Raw genomic sequence first — 16,422 nt, 5'->3', positions numbered from 1 at the left:
CATGCGAAATTGGAAACAGCTTGGACAGGGACTGGATCCCGCCCGCAAAATGGGCTTGGTCAGCTGTCTCTGTGTCACGGCTTTGGGCTTGCCGGTAGGCATGTTGGGCGGCTTGACTTCGCGAGCACAAGCCTCGACGCGAACCGGATCCCTGAGCACCCGAGCAGCGGAGCTGTCACCTGCATCCAAATTGCCCCCCCCGGCCACCCCTTCCCAACCCCTCCCTGCTGCCGCAGCCCCAGTCAGAACGCTGCCGAGAATTCCCCAAACCTCTATCTCCGACCACAAAGGTCTTGCCCCTGCCAAACTGGGTACCCTGAACTTGGATCATCCCTTGAACCGATCTCGCCAGGCGATCCTGCCCCGTCGAGCAGAAGAACCCATTCTCAAGATCGGCGAACAACAGCAGCACACCAACCAGCCCATCTCCACCCTCTACGACTATCAGATGGACGGGCAACAGGTGGTTACTGTCTATGTGCGGGATCTGCCCATTGTCAGTTTTGTCGAGCACCCTGGGCTAGAACCACCGCTGATGCGGGCCAGCACCCTTGTGGCCCAGCTCAACCAAATGGCCCAGGGATCCCTGAAAGACACCACCATCACCTTAGGTTGGGCAGGTTTGGAATTGGCCGAACAAGGCTTGGGTGTTCCTCTCTACACCATTCAGGTCAACAACAAGGAATTGCTGCGCATCGACGATGGAGTGCTGTTGATCGACAACCAGCGCCCGGTGGATGTGGCTGTTTTGGCCGCCAATCGTCTGCGCCGTCTGCTGCTCGATGCCCCGCCCATTGCAGCTCCGGCCCTGCCCCAGCCGGCTGCTCTGACCGCCAAAGCCGCTGTTGCAGGTTCCAAGCCGAAAACAGCCCCTCAACAGGAACCCGCCCCTGTCCGCGTGGTTGGGCCTGTGCAAGAGGGCATTGCTTCTTGGTATGACCTGCACCCAACCCGCCATGAGATGACGGCTGCCCACCCCACCCTGCCCTTTGGCACCGAGGTACGGGTGACCAACCTGAAAAATGGCCGCCAGGCCGTGGTGCGCATCAACGATCGCGGCCCTTTTATTCCCGGTCGGATCATCGACCTTTCCCTGCGGGCGGCAGAGGTGTTGGGGATGGTGCGCTCAGGGCTGGCGCCTGTGCGGGTGGAAGTGGTGCAACGCTAGCTAGGGCACGGGTGAAAAGCGCTTGGAATCGGGGGAATAGCGCCAAGAAATGCCCTCGGGATCCCGGCTGCGGCTCCACTCCGGAAACCCGGTTTTGAATTTCCAATAGGTAATGGCGGAAACCACCACCCCCAAACGTTCCGCCAACTGAGTCTGGTTGAGGGGGCGCAGCGGTGCCCGTGGCGCCGTAACGGCGGTGGGGCTGGGTGTGGGGGCAGAGCCTGCCGACTCTTGGGGGGCCGTGGCTGCAGGGGTGGGCGCTTCCTCCTCCAACCGGTGACTACGGCTGGGCTCCTGGGGACGCAGCAGGCTGAACTGGCTCAACAGGCCGACATTTTCCAGGTTTAAAAGATTTTCCAGGTTAGAGGTTTGGTGGATCAGCTCCAGCTCACGGCGAAACTCATCCTCCAGCACCTGCAGATAGTGCTCCCGCTTCTGCTCCGACTCGGCATCCTTGAGCAGACCCAAGGCAAAGCTGAGGTTCGAGAGGGGCTCGCTCAGATCCTGCAAGAATTTCTTGAACAGAGTGCCCTTCACGTCCGTGAACTGCTGCAACTGCTGCAGTTTTTGCCGCAGCTCCTCGATTCTTTTCTCTTCCAGCTTGCGGTTCTCAAGGCTCTGGCGGTGGTTGTGCAGGGCAATTTCAATGGTGGTGTAGAGTTCCCGCTCTTTGAAAGGCTTGATGATGTAGCCAAAGGGTCGGGTCTCTTTGACGCGGGAGAGCGTGTCCTCATCGGCGTAGGCCGTCAGATGCACCACCGGAATGTTGAAGCGCTCGGTAATCCGCTTGGCGGCTTCTATACCATCGATATCGCCTTTTAGGACGATATCCATCAAGACCAAGTCCACCGGCATCTCTTCCAGCCTTCGGATCGCTTCTTCCCCGGAAGAAGCAATGGCGGGCACAGCGTAGCCGAATTTTTTCAGAACGTTGGCAATGTCCTTGGCGATGATCTTCTCGTCCTCGACGACCAGGATACTGCCTTTGACAAGGGGTGGAACTCTCTTCAAGGCTCGCTCCTCAGAAAGGTAATGATGAAGGTGGTACCCGGTTTGCTCCTCAATTGTATCTTGCCCTGTAGCTGATCGGTGAGGGTTGCAACCAGTTGTAAACCCAGAGATTGAGTTTCCTTGAAGTCAAAGTTCGGGGGCAAGCCAATGCCATTGTCGGAGACTCGCAACTGAGTATATTTGCGGGTTTGGCTGAAATGAATCTCTATCTCCCCGCTGCGGCCCTTCGGGAAGGCATACTTGAGGCTGTTGGTCACCAACTCGTTGATGATCAGGCCACACAAGACCGCATCGTCCAGGTTGAGGCGGATCCCTTCGGCGCGGATGTTGGCGCGAATGCTCTCGGGGTTTACCCCGTAAGAGTGAAAGAGGTTGGAGATCAAATTGTGTAGGTACTGCTTGAGATCCACAGCGGCCAGATTGTTGGATTGGTACAAACCTTCGTGGATCAAAGACATGGCTTGAATACGGCTGCCGGCATCCTTAAAAACGCGGGCGTACTTGCGGCTTTTGATTTGGTCAGCTTGGAGCCGCAGCAGGCTGGAGATGATTTGCAGGTTGTTTTTGACGCGGTGGTGAATCTCCCGCAGCAGGACTTCTTTTTCCTGAAGGGCAGCTTGGATCTGCAGCTTTGCCCGTTTTTCTTCGGTAATGTCTTCGCAAATGCCGATGATGAAGAGGTTTTTGCCCTCGGGATCCCGGACTGCAGAGACTGCCAGGCGGCACCAAACCACCTTTCCGCTGCGGTGGATGTAGCGTTTTTCCAGGTGGTAGCGATCCCGTTGGCCGTTCAAAACCTCCTGGAAAAGGCGCCAATCTTCCTGAATGTCCTCGGGATGGGTGAGGTCGCAGAAGCTCATGTGGGTCAGTTCGGCAGCGCTATAGCCCAAGATCTCTTCCAGAGCGGGGTTCACTTTTAGGTAATGGCCCCGATGATCGACGATGGAAATGCCCAGGGCTGACTGCTGGAAGATGCCCCGTAAACTCAGCTCACTTTGGCGAAGGGCTGCCTCGGCTTGCTTGCGCTCGGTAATGTCCAAAATCTGGCTTAGAAAGTAGCTGGGATCCCCTTGGGCCGTGCGCACCAGGGTGATGCGAAGAATGGCATAGACTATTTGGCCGTTCTTGTGGATGTAGCGTTGTTCCTGTTCGCACTGATGCACCTGGCCGGCCAGCAGGCGGTTGCTGTTTTCCAGAGTGGTGGCGATGTCGTCGGGATGGGTGATGTCGAGGACGGTTTTCCCTTTGAGATCCTCCAAGGTGTAGCCCAGGGTTTCGGTAAAAGCGGCGTTGATTTGCAAATAGGTGCCATCCACGTGGGTCATGGCCTTGGCAATGGGGGCCCATTCAAAGGATTGGCGGAAGCGTTCTTCACTTTCTTTGAGGGCAATTTCTGCCTCCACGCGGGCGCTGATGTCGATCACCTGGTTGAGAAACTGGGTGGGCTGTCCTTCCTCGTCGGTGAGCAGGGTGGCCTGAAACAGCACATGAACAACCTGGCCGGAACGGTGGGTGTAGCGAATCTGGCGCTGGCTGACAGAGACCTTCCCTGCCAGCAAAGCCTCATTGGCCTCCAGCAGTGGGTTGACATCTTCGGGGTGGAGAATGTCCAGTTGTTGCCGATGCTTCAATTCTTCGGGGGTGTAGCCGACAATCTGGGCAAAGGCATCGTTGACCTGGATAAATCGCCCCTGCAAGTCCACAAGGGCAATTCCATTGGGGGCCAGCTCAAAAATCTGCCGAAAATGGTTGGCGCTTTGTTGCCAGGCTTGCTCTATACGACGCCGTTCGGCTTCCAGTTGCTTGGACTCAGTGATGTCTTCGACGATCCCTGCCACCCGATAGATTTTGCCCTCTTTGTCGGCGATGGGAAAGGTGCGTTCCCGCAGCCAAATCAGGCGGCCATCAGTGTGATAAATGCGGAAGACAACATCGGTGGATTTGCCCTCCGATTGGGCTTTGAGGATGGTGGGGAACAACCAGCGGTCGTCGGGGTGGATTTGGCGCATCCAGGCTCGGGGGTTGGCGTAAGCCTCTTCGGCGGAAAGGCCCCAAAGGGCTTCGCAGGCTGGGCTGACGTAGATCAGCTCTTTGCTGTAGAGTGTTGTGATCCAAAACAGTTGTTGCGTATTCTCTGCCAGTTGCAGAAAACGATGCTCGCTCTCTCGGCGAGCCTCTTCCAATTGTTGTTGTCGTTCTTTCAGTTGACGGGATGCTGTGATGTCAGTAACAAATCCTTCAAAATAGAGGGGATCCCCTTGGTCGTTGTAGATGGTACGGGCATTTAAAGAAATCCAAATTAGCCTGCCATCTTTGCAGCAGACTTGGTGTTCAAAATTCACAACTTGACCTTCTCTCAGCATGCGCTGGATGAATTCGGCTCGTTGCTCCGGATCGCTATAGATTTGGGTGCCAATATCGGAGACGTTGTGCATCAAATCCTCAGGGGATTCGTAGCCGAAAATATGGGCCAAGGCCGGGTTGGCAACCAGATATTTGCCCTCTAGGGTGGTTTGAAAAATGCCTTCGACGGCGTTCTCGAAGATCTGCTGGTAGCGGGCAGCAGTGCTGCGGCTGTCCTGCAGTTGGGATTGGAGCTGCTCGAGGGTTTGCCGATGCTCCTGGGCTTGGAGAAGAATGTGCTTCAGGCTGAGGGCAACGAGGTCAATCTGTTCCCGTTCAAAGGAACTCAGTTGGCGAGGATGGCAGTCAAGCAGGTGCAGATCGGCCAACCGGATCCCCTGCTCAGTCTGCAAGAGGAAGGATTCATGAAAAGGCCATTGCTCAGAGCCGACATCGGGGTTGAAAGGTTCTCCGGCTGGGATCCCTTGCGGATCCCGGTAGAGGATCCCTTTTGAAGGCGAGTGGGGATCGGATCCCGGCTGGGCCAGTTCTAGATAGACCAAAGGTACTTTCAACAGTTGACCCAACAATTGCAACAGCGGGTACAGCGCCGAAGCGGACTCAGTATCCGGTTCAGTTCGAAGGGACTGCCCTTCCCTGGGAGCAGTCCGCGGGAAAGCAAAACCGTGCACAACGGATCTTGGCGAGCGAGAAATGGGAGGTGACATGGGAAAACCTGGCCGAGGAGCTGGCTCAACCCAGTCCATCACGACAGATCGGGGGTGCCTGGTTGGGCTGATCTCCACAGGGAAAAGGAGCAGGCGCACCCATTCTGCACCCACTCTACTCTAGCGATACTCTGGAGAAACTTACTTTGAAACTTACTTTAGTGAAACATGCTGCTGACGGAGCTATCTTCATGGATGCGCCAGATCGCTTCCCCCAGCACATTGGCTACCGAGAGAACGGTTAACTCGGGAAAGTGCTGCTCTGGAGGGATAGGGATGGTGTTGGTGACGATCACCTCTTCAAATAGACCACCCCGCAGGCGTTGAATGGCCGGCTCAGAAAAAACAGGATGAATGGCGCAGGCATAAACCGCTTTGGCTCCCAGCTTGCGCAGCAATTTTGCCCCTTCCGAGATGGTGCCTGCGGTATCGATCATGTCATCCACAAGGATGGCAGTTTTCCCCCGCACATCCCCAATCAGATTCATGACTTCCACATCGTTGTGGGCTTGGCGGCGCTTGTCAATGATTGCCAGAGGGGCTTCCTTGAGTTTTTTGGCAAAGGCACGGGCACGAGCCACACCCCCCACATCGGGAGAGACGACCACAATGTCTTCGTCGAGCAAGCCCTTTTCCTTGAGGTAAGCCTGTAATACCGGCTGGGCGTAGACGTGGTCGAGGGGAATGTCGAAGTAGCCTTGAATCTGGGCCGAGTGCAGATCCATAGCCAGCACGCGGTGAGCTCCCGCCTGGGTAATCATGTTGGCCACCAGCTTGGCGGTGATCGCTTCTCGGCCTGCCGTTTTGCGGTCGGCACGAGCGTAGCCGTAGTAAGGCAAGACGGCGGTGATCTGCCGGGCAGAGGCACGGCGACAGGCGTCAATAATGACCAGCAGTTCCATTAGGTGGTCGTTGACGGGGCGGCAAGTGGGCTGCACCAAGTAGACATCGGCACCCCGGATCGACTCTTGGATTTGGATGTACAGCTCGCCATCGGCAAAGCGCTTGCGCAACATCGGGCCCAGATCCATGCCCAAGTAACGCGCCACCTCCTGAGCCAGAGCCGGGTTGGCGCTGCCTGAGAAGATTTTGAGGCGGTTGCTATCCGAGATGGGTGGCAGGGGAGAAGGGCGAAGAAGGGGTGCAGGGCGAACCACAGATCGATGCTGAACTCGTCCGTAGCCAACGCCTAACGGCGAGCTGCCGCTATCGTAGCACTGGCGCTTGCAACCTCAGCAAGTGTATTCTTCCGGATTTTGAGTTTGGGGGGAGCAAGTTACCATAGTCAAGATGAAGGTCGAGCTGCTGCACATCCACAAGCGTTTTGGGGCGGTACAGGCGAACCGCGATGTGTCCTTGCGGGTGGAGGCGGGCACGATCCACGGCCTGCTTGGGGAAAACGGGGCCGGCAAAAGTACCTTGGTCAAAATCCTGAGCGGCTTTCTGCGCTGCGATCAGGGGGAGATTTGGATCGATGGGCGACCGGTTCGCATCAACAGCCCTGCAGCGGCCATTCGTCTGGGCATTGGCATGTTGCACCAGGATCCCTTGGATTTTCCTTCTCTGACGGTGCTGGAAAACTTTATTGCCGGGCAGCGGGGGCGCTTGGGTTTGGGGCTGCGAGAAAGCCGGAAACGTCTTGAGAAAGCCTGTGAAGAGTTTGGTTTCAACCTCAACCCCGATGGAGCCATCGGCAGCTTGACGGTGGGGGAACGGCAACAACTGGAAATGCTGCGGTTGCTTTCCCTGGGGATCAACACCTTGATTTTGGATGAGCCAACGACGGGCATTTCTGCAGCGCAAAAAGATCTTCTGTTCGCGGCTCTGAGAAGGTTGGCGGAGCAGGGCAAATCGGTGATCTTCGTCTCCCACAAGCTGGCCGATGTGGAGTGCCTTTGCGATCGGGTGACGGTGATGCGGCAGGGGGAGGTGGTGGGGGAGCTGCCTGTTAGAGGTGAGGACATTGCCCTGCTGGAACAGCGGTTGATCGATTGGATGTTCGGGCGGGAGTTGACACCCCCGGCTCGGCCCCATTCTCCGCAAAGGAGGGCGGATCCCCTGTTGGAGTTGCGCTCCCTGGTGGTGCGGCATGAGCCGTTTGCCTTGGCTTTGCCAGATCTGGCGGTGCAGCCGGGGGAAGTGATTGGGTTGGCCGGTTTGGAAGGCAGTGGGCAACGCTCTTTCCTGCTCACCTGTGCAGGGTTGTTGCCGCCCAGGCGTGGCCGGATTCTGTTGGGGGGGCAGGAGATGACAGGCCGTCCTTACGGCGACTATCTGCGCTGTGGGGTGGGGTTTTCTCCGGCGGATCGGCTGCGGGAAGGGCTGATCCCCGGCTTAACCTTGCAGGAGCATTTTGCCCTCCAGCAGCAGGATCCCTGGATCAACTGGGCTCTGGCCCGTCAGCAGACCCAAGCGGCCATCGAACACTTCAGCATTCGGGGTCACCCCTACAGCCGGGTGGAGCAACTCTCGGGGGGCAACCAACAGCGCAGTCAGTTGGCTCTCTTGCCCACACCCCTGAGTCTTTTGCTGATGGAGCACCCAACGCGAGGGTTGGACATTGAGTCGGCGCTGTGGGTCTGGGGGCAATTGCTAGAACGCACCCAAGCGGGTACGGCTATTCTTTTTGCCTCGGCGGATTTGGACGAGATCCTGCAGTACAGCGACCGAGTGATGGTGTTCAGCGGCGGACAGGTCTCGGAACCCATTCCGGCGGCGGAGCTCACCGTTTCGCGGCTGGGGCAGATGATGACACTCCCCGTCACCAACAGCAGCGAGATTCCAGGGATCCCGACTGAGGTTTAGAGGGCTAATCGAAGCCCTCTAGCGGTCGCGTCAGCGGTGCGTAGCTCTTTCGCTTTGCCGCAGCAGGAGAAGGATTTGAGAACGGCATGGCAACCGGCTAGAGCAAGGCTTAGAGTAGCAGTAGCCCCAAGCCTTTTGCTCAAGGAATCTGGCCATGGGATCCCAGGATCGCCTCTTGCCTCCAGGAGCAGAGGAGCCGCAATCTGACCGCTCGCCCTCCTCGGAGCAAGTCCTTTTGGAGCTCACCGTTCGGGGATCCCGGCAGCAAGTCTTGCAGGGTTTGCGGGCCTGGCTGGAGCTGAGCTTGCTGACTCCAGAGCACTTTCGCTTGCTGGTGGAGCAGTATCGGCTAGAGGGGGAGGAACCAAGGTCAGCGGCAGTTTCCCCCAGCGACGAGATCCCGGCTCGTCTTGGCTCGGCCTACGTGCTCTGGATTTTGGGTTTGTTTGGCATCTGTGGCCTGCACCGTTTTTATCTGGGCCGCTGGCGGACGGGTTTGCTCTGGCTGTTGACCTTTGGGCTGCTGGGGATCGGTCAGCTCCTGGATTTGATTTGGATCCCGGGGATGGTGCGAGAAAGAAATGCTCGCCTGGCCGGATCTGGGGTTGAGGAACCTGCGGTCGAGGGGGGAGAAGAGCCCCAAGCTGCCCCTCAATCCACTCGCGCTACTCGGACGGAGTCCTTGCCCCCCCCTACCCCGGCGCTGGCTGTTTTGCTGCGGAACTTGCTGTCCGAGCTGAGCGTGGCTTGGCTGTTGCTGCTGGGCCTGTTTTTGGTGGTGGTGTCCTCGGGGGTGCTGGCGGCCAGCCACTGGGAGCAATTTTCTCCAACTGCTCAGTATGGGGTGCTCTTGGCCTATACGGCGGCTTTTGGGGTAGGTGCTGGATGGATCCAACGGCAGGAAGGGCTGCGTCTAACCGGTCAAACCTTGGAGGCTATTGCCCTGCTGCTGGTGCCGGTGAACGTGTGGGCCCTGGATGGGCTGGGGATCCTTTGGGGGATCCGCATCCTGGCGCTGGGCTTGCTGCTGGGGATCCCGTTGACGGCTGAGGGTCGGGTGCGCTCGCTGGGTTCAGGTGCCGGCTTTCGCGACAGCGGTGTGGAGCCCAATGCCTTTTACGGAACCTTGGTGAACTTTTTGGCCCTCTCTGGCTTGCACGCTTTCTGGAGCTTGGGGCCGCAGGAGCTTCGCCCTGCTTTTGTCCTGGGGATCCTGTATCTGGGGATCCTCAGCACCGTGATTTACACCTGGAGCCGCCGGTCTCGGGAATTACGGGGCTCCAAGATCTGGCTAATCGGGGCTGCCGGATCCCTGTTAATCCTACGGGGGCTGCTGTCTGGGCATGTCCAAGTGCCGCAGTTGGGGTTGGCGGTGGCCCTGTTGGGTTGGCTAGCAGCGGAATGGCCCCAGGGATCCCCGGACGTCGTAGCAGAAGGCGCTCAGGAGGGGACGCTCTCCCGCTGGTGGGAGGGGAGCTGGGTGCTGTTGGTGGTGGGCTGGCTGCTGGCTGCCATTGGCTTGGCGGAGAGCCCTTTCAGCGGCTGGCAGTTGCCGGGCATTAGCCTGCTGGGGATCCATGTCTTAATCGGGCGCTTGCGCCGACACACCCAGTCGCCCCAGCGGGACGAAGTCCTTAGGGTGCATTTGACGTTGCTGTTCTTGCTGGGCCTGGAAACTTGCTGGGCTTTTTGGCAGGTGTGGCCAGCAAGCTGGCGGCAAGAGGTTGTAGCTACAGTAACCAACTGGTTTCAGCCCCTTGATTCCCCTTGGGGCTTGCTGGGGTTGGCGCTGCTGCCCTACGAGGTGCTGTGGCTGGGGTTGGCGGCCCGCTGGCAGAGGAGCGGTCCAGAAGCCGGTGAGACAGGCTTTTCTAGGCTGGTAGAACCGACAGAGTGCTTGGTGCTGGGGTTGGGCGGATCCCTGCTGCTTTTGAGCCTTCCCCATCCGGCCATTCGCTTCTGGCATTTGCTTTTGAGTACTGGCATCCTGACCTGGTGGCTGCGGCAGAAGTCCAAGAGAGCTGAGCTCCTCGATCCCCGCTGGGTATTTCTCACCCATGCCTACGGGCTGGGGGCGCTGCTGGCCGGGATCCGCTGGCTCTTGTCTGACTTGAGCCTGTCCAGTTGGGGAGTGGTTCTGCTGCTGGTGGGCCTATTGCAATGGGCAGGGCGGGTAGCTCTGGGTGGGTCAGAGCGCTTTTTTTGGGGAGTGCCTGCGGAGCTGTGGCAGCGAAGTGCAGATGGCATAGGGCTGGTGCTGGTGGGATCCAGCTACTTGGCGTTTTTGCTGCAACGGTTCCTTGATTCGTCTGCGACTGGTGAACAATCCATGGGCTGGCTGTGGCTGCTGGTGCCTCTTGCTTTAACGGCAGCTCAGGTATTGGCCCTGCCCCCCCTGGAGTTCATGCCCCGCTGGCTGCAGAGCCCAGAGCAAGGGGCATTGGGATCCCTTTCCTGGCGGCAGGGGATCCCAGTGCGGGGATCCCTGCGTCTTTGGGCCGTGCTCTCGCTGGTGATGGCGCAGTTGCTCACCTTGGGCAGGCCGGGCCCGGATCTGCTCGGGCTAGGGCTGGGGTTGCTGCTGCTAGCTACCCAGGTGTGGCTATGGGCTTGTCCCTTGCCAAGTTCCCCTACTCCTGGAGCAGAGGGGGAAGCCCTGCTGGCGGTGGCCTTCGGCTCAGGGTTCGGCCTGGTGGGGATCAGCCGGCTCTTGCCGACACTTACGGAAGCGGAATGGCTGCTGGTCTTGGCAGCGCTGCTGTTGCTCTTGAGCGGCTGTCGCTACGGCATCCGGCACCTCTCTTCTCGCCTGCAAGCCGCTTACCGGCCAGCCCTGGATGGCTGGGGTATACCCTTGGGGTTGGTGCTCTTGCTCTCCCTAACGTTGCCCACCGCGGCGGCCCTCTTCACCCCTTCCTCGCCCCCTGCTTTCTCGGCAGCCATACCGCTGGCCTCTGGGGTTACCTGGCTGGCCATTGGTCTCCGACTTTGGGTAGAGGTTGCTCCGGTCTTCTCTGCTCCCATTGCCGAGACGGGATCCTCTCCGACCCTCCCCCCTAGCGCTAGCGGGACGGAGTCCTCTCCGACAGGGGATGCCCCTGAAATTGCCCAAGCCCTTTCATCTGGCCAGATCAAGGGTCAGATGGATGGGTTGTTGTACGGGCTGGGCTGGGCTTTGGAGCTACTGGCGGCAAGCGGCGTGTTGTGGGCTGTGCAGGGATCCCGTCCTGTTGCCCCTCTGCTTGCCGTCATCAATCTGAGCCTGGGGATCCTCTTTTGGATTGGGCCGGAGAAACTCCTCTTTGAGCGGCCCGATCGCGCTGGTGGGACGGAGTCCTCAGGGGGACAACTCCTGCAGCGGGTCAAGGCTCTGAGTTGCTGGGGGACAGCGCCGCTGATCTATGCCGGCTTGGGCTGGCTGGGATCCCATGCCCAGTGGAGTGAGGTAACGGGCTTGGGCAGCTTAGGTCTCTCCATCGTGTTGCTGGGCCTGGGGCGTCGACAGGCGGTCCAACGGGCGCAAGAGCAAGGCCGGGAAGACCTCCGTCCTGCCAACTGGAAAGGGCTCCTGGGCGCTTGGGGCGTGTCTGTGGCCGCCTACGAGAGCTGGGTTTACTTCCTCAGCCAGCGAACTGGGGGATCCCTGGCAAATGGGTTGGTGTTGATCGCTCTGTTAGGGCTGAGCTTGGCCTGGGGCTACGGCTTTTGTCCCCCTTGGCTGGCGGCGACCCTGCAGCTTAAAAGAGCTGGGTTGCGCTGGATGGCCTTGGCCAACTGGGCTCTGGCCAGCCTTGTCCTCTGGTCTGCCCTTTTCGATCCTCGCCTCAGCCGTTGGGGACAGCTCCTCTGGGTGCTGACGGGATCCGGCCTGGTGGCCTATGCCGCCGGACAGGCGAGAACCTCAACTCTAGAATCTCCAACAGAGCAAAATTGGGTGCCAACGGTCTGGGGTTACCTCAGTGCATGGCAAGGAGCTGGGGTTCTGCTGGGCGGTGTGTTCCTGGGGCTGCCGCAGCTATCCATAGCGCGATGGGCCGGATCCCTGCTCTGTGGGCTGGGGCTGGTTTACCATGGCTTGCCCTGGCGACGGTGGGGCTGGCCGGCGGCTCCTTGGCAGAATACAGCCTTGGTGCTGCCCCTGGCCGCTTTTCTGGTAACCGCGGGAGGAAATAACACCCTTAATCTGCTGCTGGGGGCAACCTACTATGCCCTGCTGGCTATCTGGAGATCCCAAGTGCGCCTGGGCTATGTCAGCCTGTTCTTGAGCAACTGGATCCTGTGGAGTTACGGCTGGCATCAGGATTGGGCTTCCCTGACGTTCTATGCCCTGCCCCTGGTGGGATCCCTGCTCTATGTGGCTCAGGTGGATCCGGGATTACAGGAAGCCAGCGGGCGACAGGGGCGACATTGGCTGCGGCTGGTTTCCTTGGGCACATGGCTGCTGGTGGTGATGGTGGAAACCCACGGGCAACTGTGGGCGGGATTTTGGCCGGTGGGGCTGGGCTTAGCTTTGGGTCTGCTGGGCTTGGCCTTGCGGGTAAGAGCTTATCTCTTCGTGGGCACGCTGGCTTTTGGGCTGGGGATCCTGCGGCAGGGATGGCTACTGGTGACAGCTTATTCGCTGCTGTTCTGGGCCACTGGGATCCTGCTGGGCCTGCTTCTGATTTGGACGGCAGCCAATCTTGAAGGGCGTCGAGAAGAGGTGGGATCCCGCCTCTCCGCTTGGCTAGGGCAACTGCAGAGCTGGGAATGAAAGAATCCTGAGTCCAGCCAATCTGAGCAGGATCAACTTGAGGAGGGCTGACCTGTTCGCGACAGCGGTGCGGAGCACTACTGAGGCCCTATCAGAGGAGGCGCACACGCCAGAAAATGGATCGACGAGGAATCGACACTCAACGCGAGTGATGAGAAAACAAGTCGGTAGGGCAGGGGGTATGTCAAACTGAGGCTGGCCTTGCTTTGGAGGATGGGGTCTATTGCTGGGCAACGTTGACCCAAAGGTGTCTTCTCAGCCTAGGTGGAAAAAGCTTCTGCGGCAGATCTTGGCTCCTTGGCGCGAGTTCGATGGCATGTTGCTGGCCACGGTGCTGGCCTTGACAGGCATCGGCATTCTTGCCATCCGCAGCGCAGTCTGGGAGCGTCCCATCAGCCACTATTGGCTGCAGCAGTTGATCATGGCCGGGATCAGCCTGGTGTTTTTGGGAATGGTAGCCCGGATCCCGTATGAGCGGCTTTTGCGCTGGCACTGGTTCACCTACTTCCTGACCTTGGCGAGTTTAATTGCAGTGCTCTTTTTCGGCACGGCGGGGGGAGGGGCGGAGCGCTGGCTCTCCATCGCTGGCTTTCAGGTGCAGCCTTCTGAGTTTGCCAAGCTGGGGGTAATTGTTACCCTGGCTGCTCTCCTGCACCACTGGCCGATCAAGTACTTCAGCCAGATTTGGGTGGCCGTTGCCGTCATTGCTCCTCCCTGGATCTTGATTTTCCTGCAGCCCAACCTGGGCACTGCCCTGGTGTTTGTGGTGATTGTCCTGGTCATGCTCTACTGGGCCGGAGCCAAGGGCAGTTGGATCCTCTTGCTCCTGTCGCCGGGGGTGGGAGCCATTCTCTATGGCTTACACACTCGCCCAGAGCTGAGCTGGATGCTTTGGGTTTGGCTGCTCTGGTGTCTGGGAATGGCGGGGTTGGCTGCTTGGCGTCTCCCCTGGCAGTGGACGGGGGCCGTAACTTTTGGGGTAATCAACCTGCTCTCGGGACAGTTGGGTCAGCTAGCTTGGCACCTTCTCAAGCCCTATCAGCGGCGGCGGCTGGAGATTTTTATCGATCCCATGCAAGAGCCCTGGGGAGCCGGCTATCACCTCATTCAATCCCGCATTGCCATCGGAGCCGGCGGCCTCTGGGGCCGCGGTATCCAGCAGGGCACCCAAACCCAGCTGGACTTCATCCCCGAACAGCACACGGATTTTATTTTCTCGGCCATTGGGGAAGAGATGGGTTTTATCGGCACCCTGACGGTGCTGATCCTGTTTTGGATCCTGTGTGCGCGGCTGATCTGGATTGCCCAAGGGGCCAAGGACAATTTTGGATCCCTGATTGCCATTGGGGTGCTGGCGATGATCCTCTTTCAGGCGGTGGTGAACATCAGCATGACCATCGGCCTGGCCCCGATTACCGGCTTGCCTTTGCCTTTTCTAAGTTATGGCCGCTCGGCTCTACTGACCAATTTTCTGGCCATTGGCTTGGTGGAATCGGTGGTGATGCACCGCCAGCGTACTAGTCTTTTCAAGTAGGCAGGCTCAATTTGCCTCCAGCGGGTTTGGCCTCAACAAGGGGAAGCTGCTGCCAGCGTTGGGCAACACTGGCCAAGGATCTTAAGATAGGAACACGGAGCCCCGGCTGGTCGAGCTGGCATGTTGCGTTTGGATCCTGCCCTCTACTTTGACCACAGCGCCACCACTCCGCCTCGGCCTGAGGTGATCGAGGCCATGCAGATGGCGATGCAGGAAAGCTGGGGCAACCCCTCCAGCTTGCACGGGTGGGGAGAACGGGCCGCCATGGCCATGGAGCGGGCGCGGCAGCAGGTGGCCGAGCTGCTTAACTGTGAGCCGGAGGCGCTGCTGTTTACCTCAGGCGGGACGGAGTCCAACAACCTGGCCCTGTTTGGGGTGGCCCAGCGCTACTCTACTCCCCAACATCTCATCATCTCCAGCGTCGAGCACGCCTCGGTGGAGAATGCTGCCCGCCAGTTGCAGTCCCAAGGCTGGCAGGTCACCCGTCTGCTGGTGAACGCCGCCGGCCAGGTGGATCCCCAGACTTTGATCCAGGCGCTGCAACCCAATACCGTTTTGGTCTCCATCGTCCACGGCCAAAATGAGGTGGGATCCCTGCAGCCCATTGCAGAGCTGGGTCAGATCTGTCGCCAGGCGGGGGTGCTCTTCCACACCGACGCTGTGCAGACGGTGGGGCGGATCCCGCTGGATCTGGCGCAACTGCCGGTGGATCTGCTCTCCCTTTCCGGGCATAAACTCTACGGGCCCCAGGGGGTGGGGGCGCTGTACGTGCGCCCAGGGGTGGAGCTGCGACCGCTGCTGCGGGGGGGTGGGCAAGAACGGCGGCTGCGGGCTGGCACCCAAGGGATCCCGGGCATTGTCGGCTTGGGAGTGGCGGCAGCTTTGGCGGCCCAAGAGCTATCTCAAGAAACGGCCCGCCTGCGGCAATTGCAACGGCATTTGGCCCAGTTGCTAGCGGAGGTGCCCGGTTTGCGGCTGACCGGCCCCGTCCGTTTGGAGCAGCGCCTGCCCCACCACCTCAGCTACTGCGCCGCAGGGATCCCGGGGAATGTGCTGGTCAGGGCTCTGAGCCGCCAGGGGATCGCCATTAGCGCCGGCTCCGCCTGTAGCAGCGGCCAACTGATCCCCAGCCGCATCCTTTTGGCCATGGGCCACTCAGAAGCCGAGGCGCTGGGATCCATTCGCCTTAGCCTTGGCAAAGCCACCACCTACGCTGCGGTTGAGTATGTGGCCCGATGTCTACAAACGGAGCTTGCCTCCATCTCCAAATCCGTAGCCTTGGGGAATGCGGCAACTCAATCCCCGTTGTCGATCCCCGTCACGTAGCCGGATCGAAGGTCGGGCAGGCTGGGTTAAGGTGATAAAGAGTTACAGGGCTGGTCGCTATGGCTGAGATGAGTCCGTATCAGGTGTTGGGAATTAGCGAAGAAGCCTCTTTTGAAGAGATTCAATCGGCGCGGGCTCGGCTCCTGGCCAGCTTGGGCGCCGATGAACAGCAGCAAGAGCGGGTGGAGCAAGCCTACGATGCCATCCTGATGCAGCGCCTGCGCCTGCGCAAAGAGGGCAAAATCGCCGTTCCCGATCGCATTCGCTACGCCGAACAACGGGCTGCCCATCCTGAGCCGGAGCTGAGTTTGCCTCGCCCTGCTGCCCAAAATCCCCCCTGGGTCAGCCGCTGGTTGGATACCCCCTCTACCGCCGATGCCCTCTGGCCTGCGGCGCTGCTGGGTGGGCTGGGGGGTTGGGTTATCCTGGCTCCCGATGAGTACCCCTCGCTGCAACTGGCCTTGGGGCTGATGGCTTGTATCTATTTCCTGTACCGCAAAGAGCGCCGCTTCATTCGCGCTTTTCTCTTGGCCCTGGCGGGCCTGAGCCTGGGGCTGATGTTGGCCTACGGCATTGCCCTTCCTCTCACCGGTGGCGATGCTCCTGGTGCGCTGTTGGTGGGGATCACGTTTACGGTGATGTGGTTGGTGACCAGCTTTCTGCGCTAGGTTGTGTTGATCTTTACATTTGAGCCAAAAGAGAGCACTGACGAGATAGAGAAAACTCAAGAAGTTCCTGGCCAATTTGTCAAAAC

At 59.4% G+C, this 16,422-nt stretch carries 9 protein-coding genes; 6 read left to right on the top strand and 3 right to left on the bottom strand.

Annotation, left to right across the window (positions count from 1 at the left end; genetic code table 11):
• The first annotated feature begins 1 nt into the window (after window position 1).
• Window positions 2–1,168, top strand: coding sequence for a septal ring lytic transglycosylase RlpA family protein (locus NW839_RS04870; protein WP_414350652.1), 1,167 nt, complete (start codon window positions 2–4; stop codon window positions 1,166–1,168).
• Here the strand turns inward: NW839_RS04870 and NW839_RS04865 are convergent, their stop codons facing one another.
• The 3 genes from NW839_RS04865 to NW839_RS04855 all read right to left on the bottom strand — a co-directional run bounded on the left by NW839_RS04865 (window position 1,169) and on the right by NW839_RS04855 (window position 6,407).
• A complete protein-coding gene (locus NW839_RS04865) occupies window positions 1,169–2,179 on the bottom strand; it encodes a response regulator (protein WP_414350654.1) in 1,011 nt (336 codons plus the stop codon).
• Window positions 2,176–5,097, bottom strand: coding sequence for a PAS domain S-box protein (locus NW839_RS04860; RefSeq protein WP_414380492.1), 2,922 nt, complete (start codon window positions 5,095–5,097; stop codon window positions 2,176–2,178). Before NW839_RS04860 ends, NW839_RS04865 begins: the two co-directional genes overlap by 4 nt.
• A 311-nt stretch (window positions 5,098–5,408) precedes the next feature.
• Window positions 5,409–6,407: a ribose-phosphate pyrophosphokinase gene (locus tag NW839_RS04855; RefSeq protein WP_011433256.1), complete on the bottom strand. Its 999-nt coding sequence runs from the start codon at window positions 6,405–6,407 to the stop codon at window positions 5,409–5,411.
• Window positions 6,408–6,540: 133 nt separating this feature from the next.
• On the opposite strand from NW839_RS04855, the gene NW839_RS04850 reads away from it, so the two are divergent.
• The 5 genes from NW839_RS04850 to NW839_RS04830 all read left to right on the top strand — a co-directional run bounded on the left by NW839_RS04850 (window position 6,541) and on the right by NW839_RS04830 (window position 16,336).
• Complete coding sequence (locus NW839_RS04850) at window positions 6,541–8,055, top strand: ABC transporter ATP-binding protein (RefSeq protein WP_414350657.1); 1,515 nt, start codon at window positions 6,541–6,543, stop codon at window positions 8,053–8,055.
• A 154-nt stretch (window positions 8,056–8,209) separates the two neighbouring features.
• Window positions 8,210–12,808 carry an NINE protein gene (locus NW839_RS04845; protein ID WP_414350659.1) on the top strand — a complete coding sequence of 1,533 codons (4,599 nt, stop codon included), beginning with the start codon at window positions 8,210–8,212 and terminating at the stop codon, window positions 12,806–12,808.
• A 223-nt stretch (window positions 12,809–13,031) separates the two neighbouring features.
• Complete coding sequence (gene rodA, locus NW839_RS04840) at window positions 13,032–14,342, top strand: rod shape-determining protein RodA (RefSeq protein ID WP_414350661.1); 1,311 nt, start codon at window positions 13,032–13,034, stop codon at window positions 14,340–14,342.
• 120 nt (window positions 14,343–14,462) lie between these two features.
• Window positions 14,463–15,668: a cysteine desulfurase family protein gene (locus NW839_RS04835; RefSeq protein ID WP_041436530.1), complete on the top strand. Its 1,206-nt coding sequence runs from the start codon at window positions 14,463–14,465 to the stop codon at window positions 15,666–15,668.
• 59 nt (window positions 15,669–15,727) lie between these two features.
• The gene (locus NW839_RS04830; protein ID WP_041436527.1) at window positions 15,728–16,336 is read left to right on the top strand and encodes a CPP1-like family protein; all 609 of its coding nucleotides are present in this window, start codon (window positions 15,728–15,730) and stop codon (window positions 16,334–16,336) included.
• Window positions 16,337–16,422 lie beyond the last annotated feature (86 nt).

This window comes from Synechococcus sp. R5-15 (assembly GCF_047462035.1).
Taxonomy (GTDB): Bacteria; Cyanobacteriota; Cyanobacteriia; order Thermostichales; family Thermostichaceae; genus Thermostichus.
Note: the sequence above shows the minus strand (reverse complement) of the source record. Positions and strands in the feature narration are given on the sequence as shown.